The sequence below is a fragment of the Granulicella arctica genome (genome assembly GCF_025685605.1).
In the GTDB taxonomy this organism is placed as follows: domain Bacteria; phylum Acidobacteriota; class Terriglobia; order Terriglobales; family Acidobacteriaceae; genus Edaphobacter; species Edaphobacter arcticus.
In genome coordinates this window covers 4,652,933-4,671,885 of the sequence record NZ_JAGTUT010000001.1, presented here as the reverse complement: position 1 = coordinate 4,671,885, position 18,953 = coordinate 4,652,933, and the positions used below count along the sequence as shown (strand labels likewise).

The following is an 18,953-nucleotide window of genomic DNA, read 5'->3' as shown; positions in this document are numbered from 1 at the left end:
TTCAATCCAGTCACCAAAGACAGTCAAAGATCCACTCCACTGCATCTGATAACCTGAGCCAGAGAATTACATGCCATTAGTCTCCCCCGAGGTCTTCGCCAAAGAGAGGATTTCCGCCCTGCAGGAGTACTCCGTCCTGTCCGGTCGCGCAATCGCGAATCTCTTCTCCCGCCCCCGCTATTGGGCCGACATCTTCACGCAGATGGACGCCATCGGCGTAGGCTCGCTGCCGATCGTCGTACTTACCGGCTTCTTTACCGGCTGCGTGCTCGCCCTCCAGTCCGCGACCGCCCTCAGAAGCTTCGGCTCCGTCTCCCTCACCGGCAATCTCGTCGCCCTCTCCATGGTCAAGGAACTCGGCCCCGTCCTCACCGGCCTCATGGTCTCCGGCCGCAACGCCTCCGGCATGGCCTCCGAACTCGGCTCCATGAAGGTCACCGAGCAGATCGACGCCATGCGCGCCCTCGGCACCGACCCCACCCGCAAGCTCGTCACCCCCCGCATCATCGCCACCGTCTTCATGCTCTTCTTCCTCACCATCCTCTCGGACGCCGTAGGCATCGCCGGTGGAGCGCTCGTCAGCGTAGCCCTCCTCGGCCTCAACGCCTCGTCCTATCTTCACAACTCCTACCGCGCCCTCGTCTATTCGGACGTCGTGCAGGGCCTCACCAAGGCAATCTTCTTCGGCTTCATCATTGCCAGCGTCGGCTGCTACTTCGGGATGAACACCAAGGGCGGCACCCAGGGCGTCGGCCGCTCCACCACCCAGGCCGTGGTCGTCTCCTCCGTCACCATCATCGTCGTGGACTTCCTCATCAGCCGCGCCTTCATCGGGCTTTTCTCATGAGCACCGCCACCGCGCCCGCCGAGCAGGAGAAGTTTCAGGTCCCGCCCGGCCCCGTGGTCGTCTTCAATGACGTCTCCATCGCCTTCGACCTCAAGCCCGTCCTCCAGAACATCTCCTTCTCCGTCGAAGCCGGCCAGACCCTCATTATTCTTGGCCCTGCAGGCGGCGGCAAGTCCGTCCTCATGAAGCTCGCCAATGGCCTCATGTGCCCCGACAGCGGCACCATCGAGATCTTCGGGCAGGAGATCACCACCATGTCCGAGGTCGATCTCTACGCCCTCCGCGCCCACATCGGCATGGTCTTTCAGGAGTCTGCCCTCTTCGACTCCCTCTCCGTCGAAGAAAACATCGCCTTCCGCCTGCACGAGCAGCGCATCCCTGAGGAGGAAAGCCACAACCGCGTCGTCGAAGCCCTCAAGTTCGTCGACCTCGAACACGCCATCGACAAATTCCCCTCCGAGCTCTCTGGAGGCATGCGCCGCCGCGTCTCCATCGCCCGCGCCATCATCACCGGCCCCGACCTCATCCTCTACGACTCCCCCACCGGCGGCCTCGACCCCATCACCTCTACCACCATCGTCGAACTCGTCGTCAAACAGCGCGACGTCTCCAACGCCACCTCCCTCCTCATCACCCACCGCCTTCAGGACGCCTTTGTCCTCGCCATGAACCGCTTCAATCAGCAAACCAACAAGATGGAACTCATCCCCGATAACGGCATTGACGCCAGCACCATGTTCCTCGTCCTCAACGAAGGAAAGATCGTCTTCCACGGCACTACCGAACAACTGGTCCACTCCGAAGACCCCTGGCTAAAAAACTTCCTCTCCTAATCTCCCACCGGCCCAGGCCCCGTCATCCTGAGCGAATTCGAAGGACGCGGAGGTTGCCTTTCGGTTGTCATTCCCGGAGGGAACTTGCGTCTGTCCTTGCTTTTTTCTTTCAACCAAAAACATCTGCGCGACATTCACTCACATTTCACACCAAGCCAGTTGACAAGCAAATCCCAACTCACTAAAGTTAGCAATCGTAGGGCAAGAGTGCTAACGGCCAAAATCCCGAAGCAGTCGGCTTGTCCGCAGGGTCCCGCAGTCAGCATCCGCAGGCTGCGCTGTTCAAACGCGAGGATGTCCACTCGCCAAAATCGCAACAAGGAGACGTAAAGCAATGGCAACTGCATCGTTCACACCGCTCCACGACCGCATCCTGGTCAAGCGCGTCGAAGAAGGCGAGAGCATTCGCGGCGGCATCATCATCCCCGATTCCGCTAAAGAGAAGCCGCAAGAAGGCGAAGTCATCTCCGTTGGCAAGGGCAAGTCGAACGACGAGGGCAAGGTATTCCCGCTCGACGTCAAGGCTGGCGACAGCATCCTCTTCGGCAAGTACTCCGGCACCGAGATCAAGCTCGACGGCGAAGAGTTCCTCATCATGCGCGAAGAAGAAGTCCTCGGCATCCTCAAGAAGTAAGCACTGCGTGCGGCAGCCGCGCCTTTAGGGCGCAAAACCTTAAAACACAGCAGCAACAACATATTAGGAGTAAGCATCATGGCAAAGCAGATTCTGCACGGAGAAGATTCGCGACAGGCTATCCTGCGCGGCGTCAACATCTTGGCTGACGCAGTGAAGGTGACACTTGGACCTAAGGGTCGCAACGTCGTCATCGAAAAGAAGTTCGGCTCCCCCACCATCACCAAGGACGGCGTCACCGTCGCCAAGGAGATCGAGCTCTCGAACTCCCTCGAGAACATGGGCGCACAGATGGTCCGTGAAGTAGCCTCCAAGACCTCGGATGTAGCCGGCGACGGTACCACCACCGCCACCGTTCTCGCCCAGGCCATCTACCGTGAGGGCGTCAAGACTGTCGCCGCCGGTGCAAACCCGATGGCGCTCAAGCGCGGCATCGATAAGGCCGTCGAGGCCATCATCGGCAAGCGCGATGAGCACGGCGTCTCCCAGGGCGGAGCCCTCAGCAAGTTCTCGAAGCCCGTCTCGGGCGAGATGATCGCCCAGGTCGGCACCATCTCCGCGAACTCTGACTCCCAGATCGGCACCATCATCGCCGAAGCCATGAACAAGGTTGGCAAGGATGGCGTCATCACCGTCGAAGAGTCCCGCACCATGGAGACCCAGCTCGACGTCGTCGAAGGCATGCAGTTCGATCGCGGCTACCTCTCGCCCTACTTCGTCACCGACGCAGAGCGCATGGAAGCAGCCCTCGAGAACCCCTACATCCTCATCTATGAGAAGAAGATCTCCTCGATGAAGGACCTCCTTCCCCTGCTCGAGCAGATCGCCCGCACCGCCAAGCCCCTCATCATCATTGCTGAGGATGTCGACGGCGAAGCGCTCGCGACCCTGGTCGTCAACAAGCTCCGTGGCACGCTCAACGTCGCAGCCGTCAAGGCTCCCGGCTTTGGCGATCGTCGCAAGGCTATGCTGCAGGACATCGCCATCCTCACCGGTGGCAAGGCGATCACTGAGGACCTCGGCATCAAGCTTGAGGGCGTCAAGATCGAAGACCTCGGCACCGCCAAGCGCGTCACCATCGACAAGGACAACACCACCATCGTCGACGGCGGCGGTAAGGACGACGATATCTCTGGCCGCGTCAAGGAAATCCGCGCTCAGGTCGAGAAGACCACCTCCGACTACGATCGTGAGAAGCTCCAGGAGCGTCTCGCCAAGCTCGTCGGCGGCGTAGCCGTCATCAAGGTCGGTGCTGCTACCGAAACCGAGATGAAGGAAAAGAAGGCTCGCGTCGAAGATGCCATGCACGCAACCCGTGCGGCTGTCGAAGAAGGTATCGTCCCCGGCGGCGGTGTTGCTCTCATTCGCTGCACCTACGCAGTCGAGGAGGTCATCAAGACCCTCGAGGGTGACGAGAAGATCGGTGCAACGATCATTCGCCGCGCCATCGAAGAGCCACTTCGCATGATCGTTTCGAATGCCGGCGAAGAGGGTGCAGTCGTCATCGGCAAGATCCACGAGTCCAAGGAACCGAACTTCGGCTACAACGCCGGAACCGGCGCCTATGAGGATCTCGTTGCTGCCGGTGTCATCGACCCGACCAAGGTAACGCGCACTGCTCTGCAGAACGCAGCCTCGATCGCCGGTCTCATGCTCACCACCGAAGCCATGATTGCCGACATCCCCGAGAAGAAGGAAGCGGGCGGCGGCGGTCACCAGCACGGCGGCGGCGGCGGTATGGACGGCATGTACTAAGCCTCCACCATCACGCAACAAAACAAAAGGCCCCGAGATCATCCGGGGCCTTCCTGTTGCTGCATCCATTTAGTAGGTTCTTCGCCCTCAGGTGATCATTCCCGAGGGAGACCTCCGCCCGCCTTCGCACTCATCCCCACCCCAGAGACTGTCATCGTAAAGGGTACAAACAGCCGCTGCTTCTTCTTCGTCCCCCAAAAACCTGTCATCCTGAGCGAAGCCGAAGGACCTGCGGTCGCCCTTGCTCTCATCCCGCCCACCCGATGGGGCCTATGTTTGTGTCCAACTCGTGAGAGCGATCCCGAAAACAAGTCGAACCTGACCACCCAGCTTCAGCGTAACCCAAGGTTCTAGCCCTGGCCCTGTTTCAGGCGTCGTTTCGCATGAAACGATCCGGTCCAGCGCTGCACCATTCATCGCCAGAACATCTCTGGCAGGGTGCGCAAACCTTGTAGCGTTCCCTGAACACGGGACAAGGTTCTACAAATCAAGCTGAAGAGGGATGAATCATGAGCACAACAACCGCAGTAAAACCGTTGGAAGAGACAGCGTCCGACGTTCACATGCAGGCACTGCAGACCAAGGTCCTCACCTGGCCTGAGCTACACCGCGGCGACTGCCAGCAGGATAATGGCCGTCTCACCTTCCACTCCGATGGCACCGGGACATGGACCGCGACGGTCCTCACCTACCACACCACCAACCGCGACATCTGGCACGCAGGATTCCAGATCAAGGGCTCCAACGGAGCGACCCTCTTCAGTGTAGGTCCCTTCGACAGCCCGCACATGCAGGACGGTAATCCTCCTCCCCGGTATGGCTGGGTGGCGCAGTTCTCCTTTCCGCCAGACTACTTCAACGGAATCGCAAGCGCAGTCCAGAACTGCTCCTGCTGAGGCATGACGGTGCAATCAGCGAGGGCCATGCACGCGCATGGCCCTCATCCTACGACTGCTGTTCTACTACCTACTGCGAAATCTCAACATTACCCGGACGCACCAGCATTGCCGTCCGCACCTTCAGGTGAGGAACCGTCGTCTTCACCCGCACATCCACAAGGTCCTTGCCTGCAGCCGGGAACGTCGCAACGTACGTCTCGAGAATATCTTTGTGGAATTGCTCGAGATACGGCACCATCGAAACCGGATTACCAGTTCCCTGCCAGTACGACCGGCCACCTGTTCCCTCGGCCATCTGCGCCAGGTAGCTCTGTCCGCTGAAGCTTCCACGACCGCCACGAAATCCCGCATCCGCGAAATAAATGGAGGAAACGGAAGCTCCTGCACGCTGCGCGTCCTTAATCGCCGAAGCGACATAGGGGCTGTCCTGGTTCAGGATGCTCGTGCTGCCGTTATACGGATCGACGCCGTTCGTAATCATCAACACAAAACGAGCCTTCCGCGTTGCACCGCCACCGTTGAAGCCCTCCGTCGGCCAGTTCTTTACGAACTCGGAGAGGCAGAAATAAGGGCTCGCACTCACGCCCGGCAGGCCAATCGGCAACCGAAGCTTGGCCGCCGCCGCCTCATGATCTGTCGTAAAGAAGCTCTCCTGGCGAATCGCACCGTTGGACATATACCCGATAAATATCTCGGTTCCAGCAGGCAGCCCCGTCACAAACGCGCGAAGCGCATTCAATTCGCGACCAACCGATTCGCGCAGACCATCATCGATGAGCAGGGCGACCTGTGCCGTAGCCGGTGTCACCGGCACCAGGCTGGTAGGTGGCTGTTTCATACGGTTCACTTCAAAGATCAGGCTGCTTGCCGTCAGCGGCGGAGCGTCCTTCGAGTCGGCAGTCACAAGCACCTGCGTAGGCAGCGGACCCTCCTGCGCGTGAGCAAGTAGTCCAAGGGAAAGCAGGGCGATGGGGAGGTACTTCTTCATGAGTCTTCCTTCTATCTGTATCTTCGTCATTTCAAAATAGCTTCTACCCATTAGACGCTCATCTACGCCAACCGGGCGCGGAAGACAATCTTCAGATAAACACGTCCTGAATAAAAGTGCCCTGTTTGACAAACATCGCCTCCAGAAGAGGTCCCTCAGCGCAGATAAGTCTCGAAACGCTCACCGACCCAAGTTGAAGTCCAAGCCTAAGTCCAATGTTTTGTTAGACCTTGGACTTGGAGAAAAAACTTGTAAGTCCCCAGAACTACTCTCCGCCGAGCCGTATCTTCAATCCCGTCCGAAACGTAAACGGCAAACTTGGATAACCAATCGGACCGATATGCTGCTGACTCAGCAAATTATCCAGTTGAGAGAAAACACTCACATGGCTGGTAGCTCGATACGTGAAACTCGTATCCAGCTTCGCAAACCCGTAGTCCAGATTTCGATTCGGCAGCAGCAACGTGTTGCCATTCAAAGTAGTATCAAGCGCACCCAGAAATGTAGAGTCATCCGCACGACTCGCAAGCGCGCCCTTGAAGGCCCACGTAAAACTCGAACCGCTATATTGCACCGCAAAGAAGCCAGTATGCGGAGGACGCCGAAACGGCCGCGCCCCAATCAGCGGCGAGGTGCTTCCAATCGCAATCCCCGGCAGATTCGGGTTCATCTCCGGAACCCCCTGCCGAGCAGCAGCCGCATCACCCGAGAAAGACTGGCTCACCACGCTATCAAGATACGTGTAGCCACCGCGAAGAAACAGCCGGTTGAACGGCTGGTACTGCAACTCCGTCTCAATCCCCTGCGCTCGAAACGCCAGTGAATTCAGCTCCGCACCAAGGAACGCCGCATCATTCGCCGGACTGATCGTAACCCCAAAGTAAGTCTGCAGATCACCCGGAGCAACGCCCTCAAGCTGATGCGAAAACTGGTTATGGAAGTAGCCCCCCTTGAAGATCAGCTTCTCTCCCCGGATGTTCTGGTCGACACCGATATCAAGCGTCCGTGACCGCTCAGGGCCAAGCGGAGCGATGGAAAACTTCGCAATATCCGCGGTATCGCCAGCCTGCAACAGCTCGCGATAGAGGCTCGAAAACTCGGTAGCAAGGCTCGGCTCCTGAACCCCCGTAGCAACATTGGCCCGCAGCTTCGTCCCACGAAACCATTTGCTGCCTGGACGAACCGGAAAGTAAGCCAGCCCAATTCGTGGCGTCCCCGCAACGCCATAGAGATGGTTCTTCTCAATCGCTCCACCAGCCGAGTAGAACAGCCGGTTCTTGATGTCGCCCTGAAACTGTAGCGTGTACTCGAAGTTCGTTCGTTTTATAGAATTACTCTCCCCAAACGCAGGCGCGTTGAAGACGCCACGCTCGTTCTCATACCGGAAGCCGAACAGCGCAAAGATGCGATGCGGAAAGGTGTAGTCGGTCTGATAGTAAAGCTCATCGCGATTCGAATCCTGATCCCGATCCGTGCTGAAAAATTGTGCCTGTCCCGTAGCCGAATAGCCATTCGCCCCGGTAAATGTAACCAGATCGCCGACATATGCCTGGAACGGCCCAAACGCACTCGGAATCGTCACCAGCGTCCCAGGATTCCCGTAGTAAGCCGCCTGCTCTCGCTTCCGCGCAATCCCATAGCTCACCAACGTATGCAGATTCCCAAGCAACCGATTCTCGACCGTCACACCCGAATAAAGATCCTGATCCGATTGCTTACCATCCTGCGAAACACCATAGAAGTCATGAGCATTCGGCAGTCCCGAAGCCGAATCCGTGTTCCGCAGCGTGAACCGCATCTGCGTATTCGCGATCAGGTCAGCCCCAATGTTCACCACCGAAGTCGTCGCATGAAACCGTTCCAGAGGGATAGAGTTCGACGTGTCAAACCGTGAGAACCCCCCGAAGTAGTCCAGTTTGCGGAACGCGCCGCTCAGCGTCCCTTCATTCCGATAGCTATGGAAATTCCCCGCATCGCCCGAGTAGTTGAACACCGGCCGCAGCGAGGTCCCACGAGTTGTCGTCAGGCTCAGCGCCGAAGCCGCCGCGTTCGATCCATACAGAACCGAATCTGGTCCGCGATACAGCTCGATCGCCGTCCCAAGGTTCGTCGTGCTGCCAAAACCCGTCGTCGACACCGTCCCGTAGTCGAATCCACCGCCAACATCCTCCGCCGGAATCCCGTCGATCAGCACCTTGTTCGCATCCGAGTTGCCACCGCGCACGAACAGCGAGGTAGCGCCGCCAAGCTGTCCCGTCTGCACGACCACAGTCCCCGGCGATTGCCGCAGGTCATCCAGCAGCCCAACCCGCGTCTCAAGATCGCGGGTTGGGATCAGCGTCACCGCCGAACTTACCTGTTCCAGCGGAGTCGGCGCTCCAGTCGCCGTGACCGTCACCCGCTCCGTGATCGACGCCACACTCAACACGACATTCCGAGAGATGGTCTCCGTCCGCCCGCCATAGAAGTCCTGCCCAATCCCCACAGCAAAGCTCTGTGCCGAGGTCAGCAGAAGGAAACGACCATGGGCATCCGTCAGAATCTCAAACGATCCTTCAGGGCCACTCAGCGCGATAGCGACGACACGCTTACCCTGCACCAGCTCCACCTTGGCAAACGGAATAGCCGCTCCAAGCGGATCGGTTACAGTCCCCCGCACGATCACAGCGTGAGCCGCAACTGGAGAAAGGAACATAAGCGGCGCAATCGCCCGCAAAGTAAAGCATCGTGCAGCGCGGCGGAAGGTAGAGATCATGGTGAAAGTACTCCGTTTTCTCTCGGGAATCGGCACGAGAGCCGCAGACGCAGGTCGCAAAGGACTCACAGATATAGCTTAAGTTGTATGGGATTCGCCATGTCCAAGTCAAAGCAGCAGAGCCAGCCATCGCTCTATGGAACAATAGGCGAATGGGCTTTTTGTGTACCGTTTGTGGCGAGCAGCACGACCCGCTCCCAATGAGTTATAGCGTCAAGGCACCGCTCGCAGTAGCCGGAATTCCGCCGGAAGAGTTCGAGCAGCGGGTCGTCTACACCGTGGATCAATGTGTCGTCGATGGCAAGGACTTCTACCTGCGCGGCCGAATACCGATCCCGGTCGAAGGCTTTGAAGATCCCTTCATCTGGGGAGTCTGGGCCGAGGTCAGCCCCAAGAGCTTTCTCCTCACCACCGAACGTTGGAGCACAGAGGGCCGCGAGCAGACGCCGCCATTTCCAGGCTGGCTCAACACCAACATCTTCCCCTTCGGCGACACCTTCAACCTCGAGGTTCGCGTCCACACCCAGGTTGTCGGACGCAGACCACACTTTGAAGTCGTCGATCAGGAACATCCCCTCGCCATTGAGCAGAGTCATGGCATCACGCTCCAGCGCGTCCAGCAAATAGCCGAAATGATCCTCCACGACGATGATTAGCGATGCACCGATTACCCTGAACCAATGATTCTTCGATACCTCATCCTTTGCCTCCTGCTCGTCCCGCAGCTTGAAGCGCAGAATAATCCCGAGTGGACAGCGAACCATCAACCATTTCGCATCGTCGGCAACCTCTACTATGTTGGCAGCAACGATCTCGCCTCTTATCTCATTGCGACACCCGAAGGCTTGATCCTCATCAACAGCAACCTGCAAAGTTCCGTCCCGCAGATTCGCCACAACGTCGAAGCCCTAGGCTTCCACTTCAACGACGTCAAGATCCTGCTCATCAGCCACGCACACCGTGACCACGACGCTGGAAGCGCCTCCATCAAGCAGCTCACCGGTGCAAAGTATGAGGTCATGGACGCAGACGTTCCCGTAGTCGAGAGCGGCGGCAAAGCCGACTTCTTCTACGGCGGAAGGTCCCTTTCCTACACTCCCGCCAAGGTAGATCGCACCCTGCACGACGGCGACGAAGTAAAGCTAGGCGGATCGATCCTCACCGCACACCTCACACCAGGCCATACCAAGGGTTGCACCACCTGGACCATGCGCATCACCGAAGCCAGCCGAACCTACAACGTAGTCATCATTGGGAGCACGGGCATCAATCCCGGCTATAAGCTCCTAGGCGATCCAAAATACCCTCAGATGTCAGCCGACTACGCCCGCACCTTCCGCACTCTCAAGTCGCTACCCTGCGACATCTTTTTAGGCGCACACGGCAGCTACTTTGCACTCAACGAAAAGTTTGCACAGATCAGACAAGGCAGCGCCAATCCCTTCGTAGATCCGCAAGGCTATGCATCCTTCGTAGAAGACCACGAGCAGGCTTACCGCAGAGAACTAGCGAAACAAACCGCCACAAAGCACTAGCTACTGCAGCAGGCTCTCTTCCGAAGAACGCAGCCGCAGTATCCGATCCACCGCATACGGTGCCCGGTTGTTAGCCGTGTGGAAGTGACGAACCTGCAACTCGCCCAGCAGGCCGATCCCCATCATCTGCACACCCGCAAGAATCAGCACACCAGCGATTACAAAGAGCGGACCATGCAGCAGCATGATGTTCTGCCCTGTAGCGACTTTCAGCACCAGCAGCCACATCGCCATAAAGGTGCCGCCCATCATGCCCAGCGCGCCGATCGTTCCAAAGAAGTGAAGCGGCCGGGTCATATACTTCAGCAAAAAACGAATCGTGAGCAGATCGAAGAAGACGCGAAACGTCCGCGAGATGCCGTAGTGACTCTTGCCATGCTCCCGCTCAACGATCGTGATCGGAATCTCACAGATGCTCGCGCCATACCAGGAGGCCAGCGCCGGAATGAACCGGTGCATCTCCCCATACAGCGGAATGTTCTGGATCACCTCGCGACGGTACGCCTTGAAGGTCGTCCCAAAGTCATGGATGTCCACACCCGAAAGCTTCGCCATCAGCCAGTTCGCCGCACGCGACGGAATCTGGCGCAACATCACGTTATCGACGCGCGCGACACGCCAACCGCTGACGACGTCGTAACCTTCTTCAAGCTTTGCCAGGAACGTCGGAACCTCCTGCGGATCGTGCTGCAGATCGCCATCCATCGCCAGGATGAACTCGCCTTGCGCATGGTCAAAGCCCGCAGCAAGGGCCGACGTCTGACCAAAGTTCCGTCGAAGCTTGATCACCATAACCCGGCTATCCACCGCGGCGATCTCTTCAAGCAAACGGTACGTACGGTCACGCGAACCGTCGTCGACAAACACCAGTTCAAACGTTTCGCCGACCTGATCCATAACCCCCTTCAAGCGGTCGTAGAGCGTCGTAACGTTATCTTCTTCGTTATGAAATGGAACGACGATAGAGTATTTCAGCACACCTTATTTTACCCCCGCAGTGCACAAAAGCCATCGTCATCTTCGGCTGACTCTACGATGCAAAAGAGACTCCGCTGAATCAGGTCAACTCCGAAAGCATCAAAATAGAAATAACAATGCACTTTTAGGAGAATCCAGATGCAAATCGGCATCGACAGCTTTGCTGCGACCATCACCGACCCGTCCACCGGCATCACCCTAAGCCCCTCGCAGCGTTTGCGTAACCTCCTCGACGAGATTGAACATGCCGACCAGGTCGGTCTCGACACCTTTGGCGTTGGCGAGCACCATCGCCCCGAATTCCTCGATGCCGCGCCCCCCATCATTCTTGCTGCCGCCGCAGCGCGCACCAAACGCATCCGGCTCAACAGCGCCGTAACCGTCCTGAGCGCAGCCGATCCCGTCCGTGTCTTTCAGGAGTTCGCCACCCTCGACCTCCTCTCCGCGGGGCGTGCCGAGATGGTCGTAGGACGAGGCTCCTTCACCGAGGCCTTCCCGCTCTTCGGCCTCAACCTGGAAGACTACGACTCCCTCTTCGCATAAAAGCTCGATCTACTGCTCACCATCCGCGAAAGCACCTCCGTCCACTGGTCCGGCAAACATCGTGCCGCGCTGACTGGCCAGGGCGTCTATCCGCGACCTCTTCAGGATCCCCTGCCCATCTGGCTCGGTGTCGGCGGTACGCCGGAGTCCTTCGTGCGCGCTGGCATGCTTGGCCTGCCCCTGATGATCGCCATTATCGGTGGTGAGCCTCACCGCTTCCGTCCGCTGGTCGATCTCTACCGCGAGTCCGGGCGCCGCGCCGGCCATAGCCCGGAGACGTTGAAGGTCGGCCTCCATATGATCGGCTTCGTCGGTGACACCACCGCCCAGGCCGCCGATGACTTCTTCCCCGGATACGCCCTGCTCTTTACCAAAATTGGCAAGGAACGTGGCTGGCCAGCGACAACCAGAGCCCAGTTCGATGCCACCCGCAGTCCAAAGGGAGCACTGCTGGTAGGCGATGCGGAGACCGTCATTAAGAAAATCCTCTACGTGAACGAAGCGCTCGGCGGCATTGCCCGCATCAACTTCCAAATGACCAATGTAGCGCTCTCTCACGCCACAATGCTTCACAGCATCGAGTTACTTGGCATGCAGGTAGCTCCCGCCATCCGCAAGGAACTTGGAGTAGAAGTCGCCAGCTAATTGAAGTCAGCGACGGCATGCACCTTCTACGGAAGATCCTGTTTATAGAGATTGAGAAAGAGACTCTTCGTCACCTGGTAGCAGTCGCACGCAGCAGCTTCCAGGCTCTCCCTGTTCAGGATTTTCACGTGGCCGCGCTGGTATTCGATCAGCCCACTACGTTGCAGCGCACCCGCGACCATGGTGACCGTCGTTCGCTGCGCTCCAAGCATCTCCGCCAGGAACTCCTGCGTAAGGTTGAGTACATTGGATTGAGTTCGATCCTGCACCATCAGCAGCCATCGAGCAAGCCGCTCTTCCGCGTCGTGAAGCCGATGACATGCCGCGACCTGGCTCAAGCTGAGCGCCTGCTCTTGAACAAACTCAAGGATGCGATCGCGAATCTCGCCAGTCGACCGGTAAGCCTTCTGCAGCTCCGTAAATGGAATGCGCAGTGCACTCCCTTCAAGCTGCATAAAGCAGCGCGTCGGAACCTTCGCCGGACCAAGCAGATGCAGGCTCCCCACAACGCCCTCATGGCCGATGACGCCTACCTCCGCCGTCCCGCCCTCGACCATCGAAGCCACGACCGAGGCGATGCCTGAGGTCATAAAGTATGCATGAGGCGGAGTCACCTCCGGCTCGTAGAGCACCGTTCGCAGCGGAAGGTGCACTGCCGTCGAATGTGCCAGCAGCAGCTCACGGCTCGGTGCGGACAGGCTCGATAAAAACAGATTTGCTACGGGAGTAGACATAGACTCTCCTTTGCTTCAGTTCGCAAAGGACCGCCGTCTACAGGAAAACGGCAGCGGGTCACGTCTCTGATTAGATGGAAGTAGGCTGGATGCAACTCCCAACCCGACTATACGCCTGTGTCATAGATCCGCTTGTGCATTGATCTCGCTCGTAGAAAACCACCCGTCAGGTCGTCTGCTGATAGAGCCGGTAACTCTCATCCTTGATCTCGGGGTAAGGCAGCATGCGGACCTTCTCTCCATCCGTCGCCACCTCCCAAGCAGGAGAAGATCCTACCCGCTGTGCCGCGAGAAGCTGCTTCTGCGTCATAGCCCGAGAGCCAGGCTCGATCGCAAACAGCGCCACCGGACCATACAGCAGCGCCACAAGCTGCGGGTGACGCGCATCGAGCGGTGACAGCCGCAGCGGCATATCGAGGGAAAGCTCCACGCGATCACCCTCCTTCCAGGTACGGTCGATGCTGGCCCACGTTCCCGGCGTCAGTTGCACGTCCGCGGCCTTGCCGTTGACCACAACCCTCGTCCCGCTACCCGCCCAGGCCGGAATCCGAAGCGCAATCGTAAACCGCTCCGGCTTCGACACGGAAAGCTGCATGCTCGTCTCCCCGTTCGCCGGGTACTGCGTATGCTGCGTCAGCGAGACACGCGCGCCACCCTGCTGCCAGATAATCTTCGAAGGCACATAGAGATTGACGTTAATCCCCTTCGCGCTCCGCAGGTAGGAGCTGATGCCGTAGTCCGCCGTAAGCTGCGGAAACGTACCGGAGCAGCATGGCCACTTCTGCTCATAGTCGACTTTCTTCGCATCCTGGCCAAAGTCCGAGTAGTAGAAACTCACACCGTCCGTGCGAATTGGTCTTGCTCCCAGAATGGTGTTGTACAGCACCGTCTCCATGGAGTCGCCATAGCGCGAATCGCCTGTGACGCGCATCAGGTACCGCGTGATCTTGAAGTGACCATAAGCCCCGCACGGCGTCTCAAAGGAGTTGTGTGTCTTCCCAAGCGAAGCAGCAAGCTCATCCGTATCCGGCTTGCGGAAGCCCTCATCGGGACCCCACCCTCCCGTCGCGTAGCTCTGTGCCTGCACAAAGCTGAATCCATTGCGGGCAGCACGAAGATGCTTGTCGCTGCCATCCGTTAGATACGCCTGCATGGCCGAGCACAGCGCGTTCACATGGCTGTAAGCATGCTGCCCCGGCAGCACATTCCGGTTCTCGGAGAGCGGTCCAAAGTAGGTGTCATCTTCTAAAAACCTCTGAGCAAGCTGGCGATACCGCGCCCCCGCCCCGCGCTGGTAGGCCAGGTAGAAGTTCTCCGGCAGCGTATAGCTCTCGTCCCACGTAAACGAGACGTTCTTGTGCGGGCGAGCCATCATCTCCTCACGGTTCAGCGCCTTCGGAGGAAGGAACGGCAGCACTGCATCCGTGGCCCGGTTAAGCACAGCAAGCGCCTGCGGATCACCCGCAAACTCGTGAGCATCGATCAAGCCGACGTTCGTTTTGTCGAATGTGTACGCCGGAATACAGTAATCGCTATAAAACTTCTCACTGATCGTCGGCGAAAAACCCGCTACCAATCGCTGCACCTTAGCCTGCGTAGCCTTATCACCCGTGGCGGCATACGCCCGCGAAAGCCCGGAGACATACTGCCCAAACGTATGCCCGGGTATGTAGCCCGTCATATTCTTCGGCGGATCGAACAGTGGCGACGGCGAGTACCAGCCGCCCATGTCCTCCCCCGGTGCGGGAAGCCCCGAAAGCTGACGAAACGGCTTCAGCAGGCTGTCCTCATTCAAATTCAGAAAGAGCTGATGATTATGCTGGAACTGGATAAGCATCGGACCATCAAGAAGCCGGACATCCTTATAGTCAAACTGCATCAGAGGCGTCGAGGGCTTCGCCATCACCCCGGCTGCCTGGAACGCATGGGCATCGCGTAGAACGGCTGTGGCCGCAGCAAGAGCAGCACTTCCTCTAACAAAGGCGCGACGAGAGGTCTTCTGCATGCAGTAACTCCATCGGGCAAGACATCCAACAAAACTCTAGTAAGCGTTTTCCACCGTCGATCGAGAATGACAGAAGAATAGCCACAAGCAGCGTAGCACCACCGAGACAATGTAGTAAATTTGCCCCGTCACCGAGATTTCGAGCCTCTTTCACAAACTCAATCACTTCGACCTTCCTCACGCATCCTGACAGCAGGCAGATGCCTCTTATTCCCATGGCAACCGCAAGTTCCTCCTGCGAACTAGACACGGCGCAAGCTGAAATCGGCCCGATCGAAACAGACGGCAGACTCTGGCGACCCCGCCGCGTCCTCATCACCCCCGACGCCCTCTCCCTCCCCTACGGCCGTGCCATGCTCGACCGTGCCGCCTCACACGGCGCAGAGGTCATCCGCCTCCCCAACAATCGGCTCACCGGCTTCAAGGCAGAGAGCGAAAGCAAGAGCTACGCCCTGGCCAAGACCACCTTCGCCATCGTCGTATCGCCTCCCGGCCAGCGCAAGCTCCAGCCCATCCCACCATCCGCCGACTGGCAGTTCCACATCGCCCAGGGCTGCCCGGCGCACTGCCAGTACTGCTATCTCGCCGGATCGCTCAGCGGCCCACCTGTCACCCGCGCCTACGCCAACCTGCCCGAGATCCTCGAAGGCCTCCGATCCTACGCGGGCGCAGGCCAGGTCACCTCGCGCTCCGAGTTTCGCGCCCACGAAGGCACCACCTTCGAGGCCTCCTGCTACACCGATCCCCTCGGCATCGAGCACCTCACTGGCGCGCTCGCCGAGTCGATCCGCTTCTTCGGTCAGTGGGACGACGCCGTCCAACTACGCTGGACCACCAAGTTCGCAGCCGTCAGCCCTCTGCTCGCCCTCGAGCATCGCGGCCACACCCGCGTTCGCTTCTCCATCAACGCCGCCAGCGTCACCCGCGACTTCGAGGGCGGAACCGCAAGCATCGCCCAACGCCTCGGAGCTTTGCGGCGCATGGCCCTCGCAGGCTACCCCATCGGTCTCACCATTGCCCCAATCATGCCCGTAGAGAACTGGCAATCCCAGTACACCGAACTCCTGACCGCCGTCGCTAAAGCCGTCGAAGGAGTAGCCGCCCTCGACCTCACCGTAGAGCTCATCACCCACCGCTTCACGCCCGGCTCGAAGGAAGTCCTCATCGGCTGGTACCCCAAGACCAGCCTCGACCTCCGCGAAGAGGCCCGCACCCAGAAGCGCACCAAGTTCGGCGGCTTCAAGTTCGTCTACCCAAAGGACTCCATGGGCGAGATGCGCTCTTTCTTCGAGCAGACCATCGCCACCCTCCTGCCCACAGCCCGCATCCTCTACTGGGCCTGACCTCTACTGCGCGCCAAACGACGGCGGCTCATCGCCCTTCTTCACGCCCCACGTCTTATCGGGCGCATCACCAAGGTCAAATTCCAGCGTCCCGCCCTTCAACGCAAAGCTCTCCGGCAGCCACGTCTTCGAACTCGACTTGCCATTCACCTTAAAGCCATGTACGTAGGGATGATCCGTTCCAGCCGCCTTCGCCACAATCCGCACATCCCCGCCAGCCCGGTGAACCGTCACCTTCGAGAAGAGCGGACTAGCCAACACAAACTCCGCCCTGCCCGGAATCTCCGGATACAGCCCCATCGACGCAAACACATCCCACGACGACATCTCGCCAAGATCGTCATTACCCGGAACACCCTTCGGTTCATTCTTCCAGATCGTGTTCAGCACCTGCCGCACCAGTTGCTGTGTCTTCCAGGGCTGCCCGGCAAAGTCGTAAAGCCAAGGCGTTTCAATGGACGGCTCATTGTCCAGCTCCGCATGCAGCGGTCCCGACTTCGTCACCGCCGGCGCACCCTTTTCGTCATAGAAAAAACGATCGAGCCTCGCAACCGCCTTATCCCGCCCACCCATCTGCTCGAACAACCCGGCAACGTTGAACGGAACCATCCACACATACTGCGCCGCGCTACCCTCCACAAACCCATCCTCGGTAGCGGGGGTAAACGCCTTCGCAGCCTTATCGTCATCATCCTGCACCAGCGGCCAACTCCCATCCGCATTGCGATTCATAAAGTACCCGCCATCCGGTGCAGCCTTGGGATTCCAGATGTTCTTCCAGTACTGTGCCCGCTCCGCAAACCTGCTCCTCACCGCCTCATCACCCAGGTGACCGGCAAGCGCCGAGATCCCAAACTCCGCCGAAACATCCTCCAACGTATCCGCCGCCGGCCCCCACGCCGGAGCACCAACAGGAATGTAGTGCAGCTTCAACCACTGGTCCAGCCCCGGCCTCTGACCAACGCACTCCACGGGACACCCATCATGGCTCAGGTCTTCCTTCGTAGGCACATCCGCCGCGCGCACCAGCGAGGCCAAAGCCGCCTTTACATCGAACTGCCGCCCGCCAAACGCCAAGATATCCGCAACCGCCGCTGCCGCCGGATCACCGTTCATCACATGCGTAGCGCCACCAAGATGCGTCCACCGATCCCATCTGCCACCATCCTGCTCCGACTGGTTATAGAGGCTCTGGGCCACGTCGCTTCCCTGCTTCGGATCGAGCCACGTCAGCAATTGAAACTGTGACCGGTACACATCCCATCCCGAGAAGTTGGCATACTGCACCGCCTGCCCGCTGCCAACCCGATGAACCTTCGCGTCCATGCCGGTGTACTCGCCGTTGGCATCGCTATAGGTCGTCGGTGTCATCAATGAGTGGTAAAGTGCGGTCGTAAAGACCGTTCGCTGCTCGTCCGTTCCACCTTCGATCTCGATCTGGTTGAGTCGCTTGTTCCACGCAGCCCGTGCCCTCGCGGAAACCTCCTCATAGCGAACCCCTGCGATGCTCTCGGCATCAAGATTTGCCCGCGCATTCGCCTCGCTCACATACGAGATGCCAATCCGCACTCGCACCTCTCCACCCGTTCCGAAGCCAGCCCACACCCCAGACCCGTGCCCAGCCTCCGGAAAACCCTTAGGCCCAAATCCTGTTCCACCCGTTGCCGCCGTCGCCCCAGGCGTCACCTTCTCATCCGTCCAAGCACCCGTCTCCGTCATCGGTCGGTCAAATCGCGCCACGAAGTGCAGCGTGTAGTACGGCCGTCGATCTTCCGTCCCCAGGTAGCCACAGAAGTTCCCGCTCGTTACCGACCCTGTAATCGTTCCCGAAGCCGCATCAACCCGGCTCTCCGCCGCCGTCGACCCCACCTCGGAGTCTGACGTCCTCACCAGCAATCGCGCCGGCTTCCCCTCCGGAAAGCGGAAGGTCGCAACACCCATCCGCGTAGCTGCAGCCAGCGAAACCTCGACGCCATTCGCCAGTGTTACCCGATACGATCCCGGCTCCGCTTTCTCATCGGTATGGGTAAACCCAGCAGCGTAGTTATGTCTGAAGTCGCTCGAAGGCGAAGGCCCAATCGCTTCTGTCACGGGCATAAGCGGCACGTCGCCCGATCCTCCCGCACACCCCCAGCCCTCAACGTTCGTCAGGCTGAACCCGCGAATCTTGTCTGCGCGAAACTCGTAGCCACCCGGCGCGGCGATCATCCGCTTCGCATTGACAGGCGTCGCCTCAGGGCTGAACTGCACCATGCCGAACGGCATCGTCGCGCCGGGAAACACGTTCCCGCCGTTGGCAGTCCCAATCAGCGGGTTGACCAGCGCAGCTCGATCCTGGGCATCGCTTAGAGCTGCTGCAAAGGCGACAGTGCCAATCATTAGTCCGCCAACCAGCAGGCGGGAAAACACGGAGGTGGCTCGTACATTCATGCCTGTAGACTACGGCATCGAGCAGGCTC

14 protein-coding genes and 1 pseudogene are annotated in these 18,953 nt (G+C 59.0%); 9 read left to right on the top strand and 6 right to left on the bottom strand.

Annotation, left to right across the window (positions count from 1 at the left end):
* Positions 1-70 precede the first annotated feature (70 nt).
* From OHL20_RS19725 to OHL20_RS19705, 5 genes are all read left to right on the top strand, one after another.
* Positions 71-847, top strand: a complete 777-nt coding sequence (locus OHL20_RS19725; RefSeq protein WP_263384863.1) for an MlaE family ABC transporter permease — start codon at positions 71-73, stop codon at positions 845-847.
* Positions 844-1,680 carry an ABC transporter ATP-binding protein gene (locus OHL20_RS19720; protein ID WP_263384862.1) on the top strand — a complete coding sequence of 279 codons (837 nt, stop codon included), beginning with the start codon at positions 844-846 and terminating at the stop codon, positions 1,678-1,680. The genes OHL20_RS19725 and OHL20_RS19720 overlap by 4 nt, the downstream gene beginning before the upstream one ends.
* 334 nt (positions 1,681-2,014) lie before the next feature.
* Entirely contained in the window at positions 2,015-2,314 is a 300-nt protein-coding gene (locus OHL20_RS19715; RefSeq protein ID WP_263384861.1) for a co-chaperone GroES, read from the top strand.
* Positions 2,315-2,392: 78 nt separating this feature from the next.
* A complete protein-coding gene (gene groL / locus OHL20_RS19710; RefSeq protein WP_317890976.1) occupies positions 2,393-4,069 on the top strand; it encodes a chaperonin GroEL in 1,677 nt (558 codons plus the stop codon).
* A gap of 509 nt (positions 4,070-4,578) precedes the next feature.
* Positions 4,579-4,965 carry a DUF6294 family protein gene (locus tag OHL20_RS19705; RefSeq protein ID WP_263384860.1) on the top strand — a complete coding sequence of 129 codons (387 nt, stop codon included), beginning with the start codon at positions 4,579-4,581 and terminating at the stop codon, positions 4,963-4,965.
* Between the two features lie 70 nt (positions 4,966-5,035).
* Here OHL20_RS19705 and OHL20_RS19700 read toward each other — a convergent pair whose 3' ends face one another.
* Together OHL20_RS19700 and OHL20_RS19695 are read right to left on the bottom strand one after the other, a co-directional pair.
* Complete coding sequence (locus tag OHL20_RS19700) at positions 5,036-5,956, bottom strand: vWA domain-containing protein (RefSeq protein ID WP_263384859.1); 921 nt, start codon at positions 5,954-5,956, stop codon at positions 5,036-5,038.
* Between the two features lie 265 nt (positions 5,957-6,221).
* Positions 6,222-8,711, bottom strand: a complete 2,490-nt coding sequence (locus OHL20_RS19695) for a TonB-dependent receptor (RefSeq protein WP_263384858.1) — start codon at positions 8,709-8,711, stop codon at positions 6,222-6,224.
* Positions 8,712-8,863: 152 nt separating this feature from the next.
* Here OHL20_RS19695 and OHL20_RS19690 point away from each other — a divergent pair, with 152 nt between their 5' ends.
* Positions 8,864-9,367 (top strand): DUF2199 domain-containing protein, encoded by a 504-nt coding sequence (locus tag OHL20_RS19690; protein WP_263384857.1) that lies wholly within the window; start codon positions 8,864-8,866, stop codon positions 9,365-9,367.
* 24 nt (positions 9,368-9,391) lie between these two features.
* Positions 9,392-10,246: a subclass B3 metallo-beta-lactamase gene (gene bla, locus OHL20_RS19685; protein WP_263384856.1), complete on the top strand. Its 855-nt coding sequence runs from the start codon at positions 9,392-9,394 to the stop codon at positions 10,244-10,246.
* Here the strand turns inward: bla and OHL20_RS19680 are convergent, their stop codons facing one another.
* On the bottom strand, positions 10,247-11,224 hold the full coding sequence (locus OHL20_RS19680; protein WP_263384855.1) for a glycosyltransferase family 2 protein: 978 nt from the start codon (positions 11,222-11,224) through the stop codon (positions 10,247-10,249).
* A 138-nt stretch (positions 11,225-11,362) separates the two neighbouring features.
* Between OHL20_RS19680 and OHL20_RS19675 the strand changes: the two are divergent.
* Positions 11,363-12,412 (top strand): annotated as a pseudogene (locus OHL20_RS19675) (LLM class flavin-dependent oxidoreductase).
* Between the two features lie 26 nt (positions 12,413-12,438).
* Here OHL20_RS19675 and OHL20_RS19670 read toward each other — a convergent pair.
* Both OHL20_RS19670 and OHL20_RS19665 read right to left on the bottom strand, forming a co-directional pair.
* The gene (locus tag OHL20_RS19670) at positions 12,439-13,146 is read right to left on the bottom strand and encodes a Crp/Fnr family transcriptional regulator (RefSeq protein ID WP_263384854.1); all 708 of its coding nucleotides are present in this window, start codon (positions 13,144-13,146) and stop codon (positions 12,439-12,441) included.
* Positions 13,147-13,312: 166 nt separating this feature from the next.
* A complete protein-coding gene (locus OHL20_RS19665) occupies positions 13,313-15,151 on the bottom strand; it encodes a glycoside hydrolase family 127 protein (RefSeq protein ID WP_263384853.1) in 1,839 nt (612 codons plus the stop codon).
* 215 nt (positions 15,152-15,366) lie between these two features.
* Here OHL20_RS19665 and OHL20_RS19660 point away from each other — a divergent pair, with 215 nt between their 5' ends.
* Positions 15,367-16,494, top strand: a complete 1,128-nt coding sequence (locus OHL20_RS19660; protein ID WP_263384852.1) for an SPL family radical SAM protein — start codon at positions 15,367-15,369, stop codon at positions 16,492-16,494.
* 3 nt (positions 16,495-16,497) lie between these two features.
* Here OHL20_RS19660 and OHL20_RS19655 read toward each other — a convergent pair whose 3' ends face one another.
* A complete protein-coding gene (locus OHL20_RS19655) occupies positions 16,498-18,924 on the bottom strand; it encodes a GH92 family glycosyl hydrolase (protein WP_263384851.1) in 2,427 nt (808 codons plus the stop codon).
* Positions 18,925-18,953: the final 29 nt, after the last annotated feature.

Coding starts and splice junctions, on each gene's coding strand:
- OHL20_RS19655 (WP_263384851.1), bottom strand. CDS start 18,924: ATGAATGTACGAGCCACCTCCGTGTTTTCCCGCCTGCTGGTTGGCGGA.
- OHL20_RS19705 (WP_263384860.1), top strand. CDS start 4,579: ATGAGCACAACAACCGCAGTAAAACCGTTGGAAGAGACAGCGTCCGAC.
- OHL20_RS19665 (WP_263384853.1), bottom strand. CDS start 15,151: ATGCAGAAGACCTCTCGTCGCGCCTTTGTTAGAGGAAGTGCTGCTCTT.
- OHL20_RS19720 (WP_263384862.1), top strand. CDS start 844: ATGAGCACCGCCACCGCGCCCGCCGAGCAGGAGAAGTTTCAGGTCCCG.
- groL (WP_317890976.1), top strand. CDS start 2,393: ATGGCAAAGCAGATTCTGCACGGAGAAGATTCGCGACAGGCTATCCTG.
- OHL20_RS19725 (WP_263384863.1), top strand. CDS start 71: ATGCCATTAGTCTCCCCCGAGGTCTTCGCCAAAGAGAGGATTTCCGCC.
- OHL20_RS19670 (WP_263384854.1), bottom strand. CDS start 13,146: ATGTCTACTCCCGTAGCAAATCTGTTTTTATCGAGCCTGTCCGCACCG.
- OHL20_RS19715 (WP_263384861.1), top strand. CDS start 2,015: ATGGCAACTGCATCGTTCACACCGCTCCACGACCGCATCCTGGTCAAG.
- OHL20_RS19660 (WP_263384852.1), top strand. CDS start 15,367: ATGGCAACCGCAAGTTCCTCCTGCGAACTAGACACGGCGCAAGCTGAA.
- OHL20_RS19695 (WP_263384858.1), bottom strand. CDS start 8,711: ATGATCTCTACCTTCCGCCGCGCTGCACGATGCTTTACTTTGCGGGCG.
- OHL20_RS19690 (WP_263384857.1), top strand. CDS start 8,864: ATGGGCTTTTTGTGTACCGTTTGTGGCGAGCAGCACGACCCGCTCCCA.
- OHL20_RS19700 (WP_263384859.1), bottom strand. CDS start 5,956: ATGAAGAAGTACCTCCCCATCGCCCTGCTTTCCCTTGGACTACTTGCT.
- bla (WP_263384856.1), top strand. CDS start 9,392: ATGATTCTTCGATACCTCATCCTTTGCCTCCTGCTCGTCCCGCAGCTT.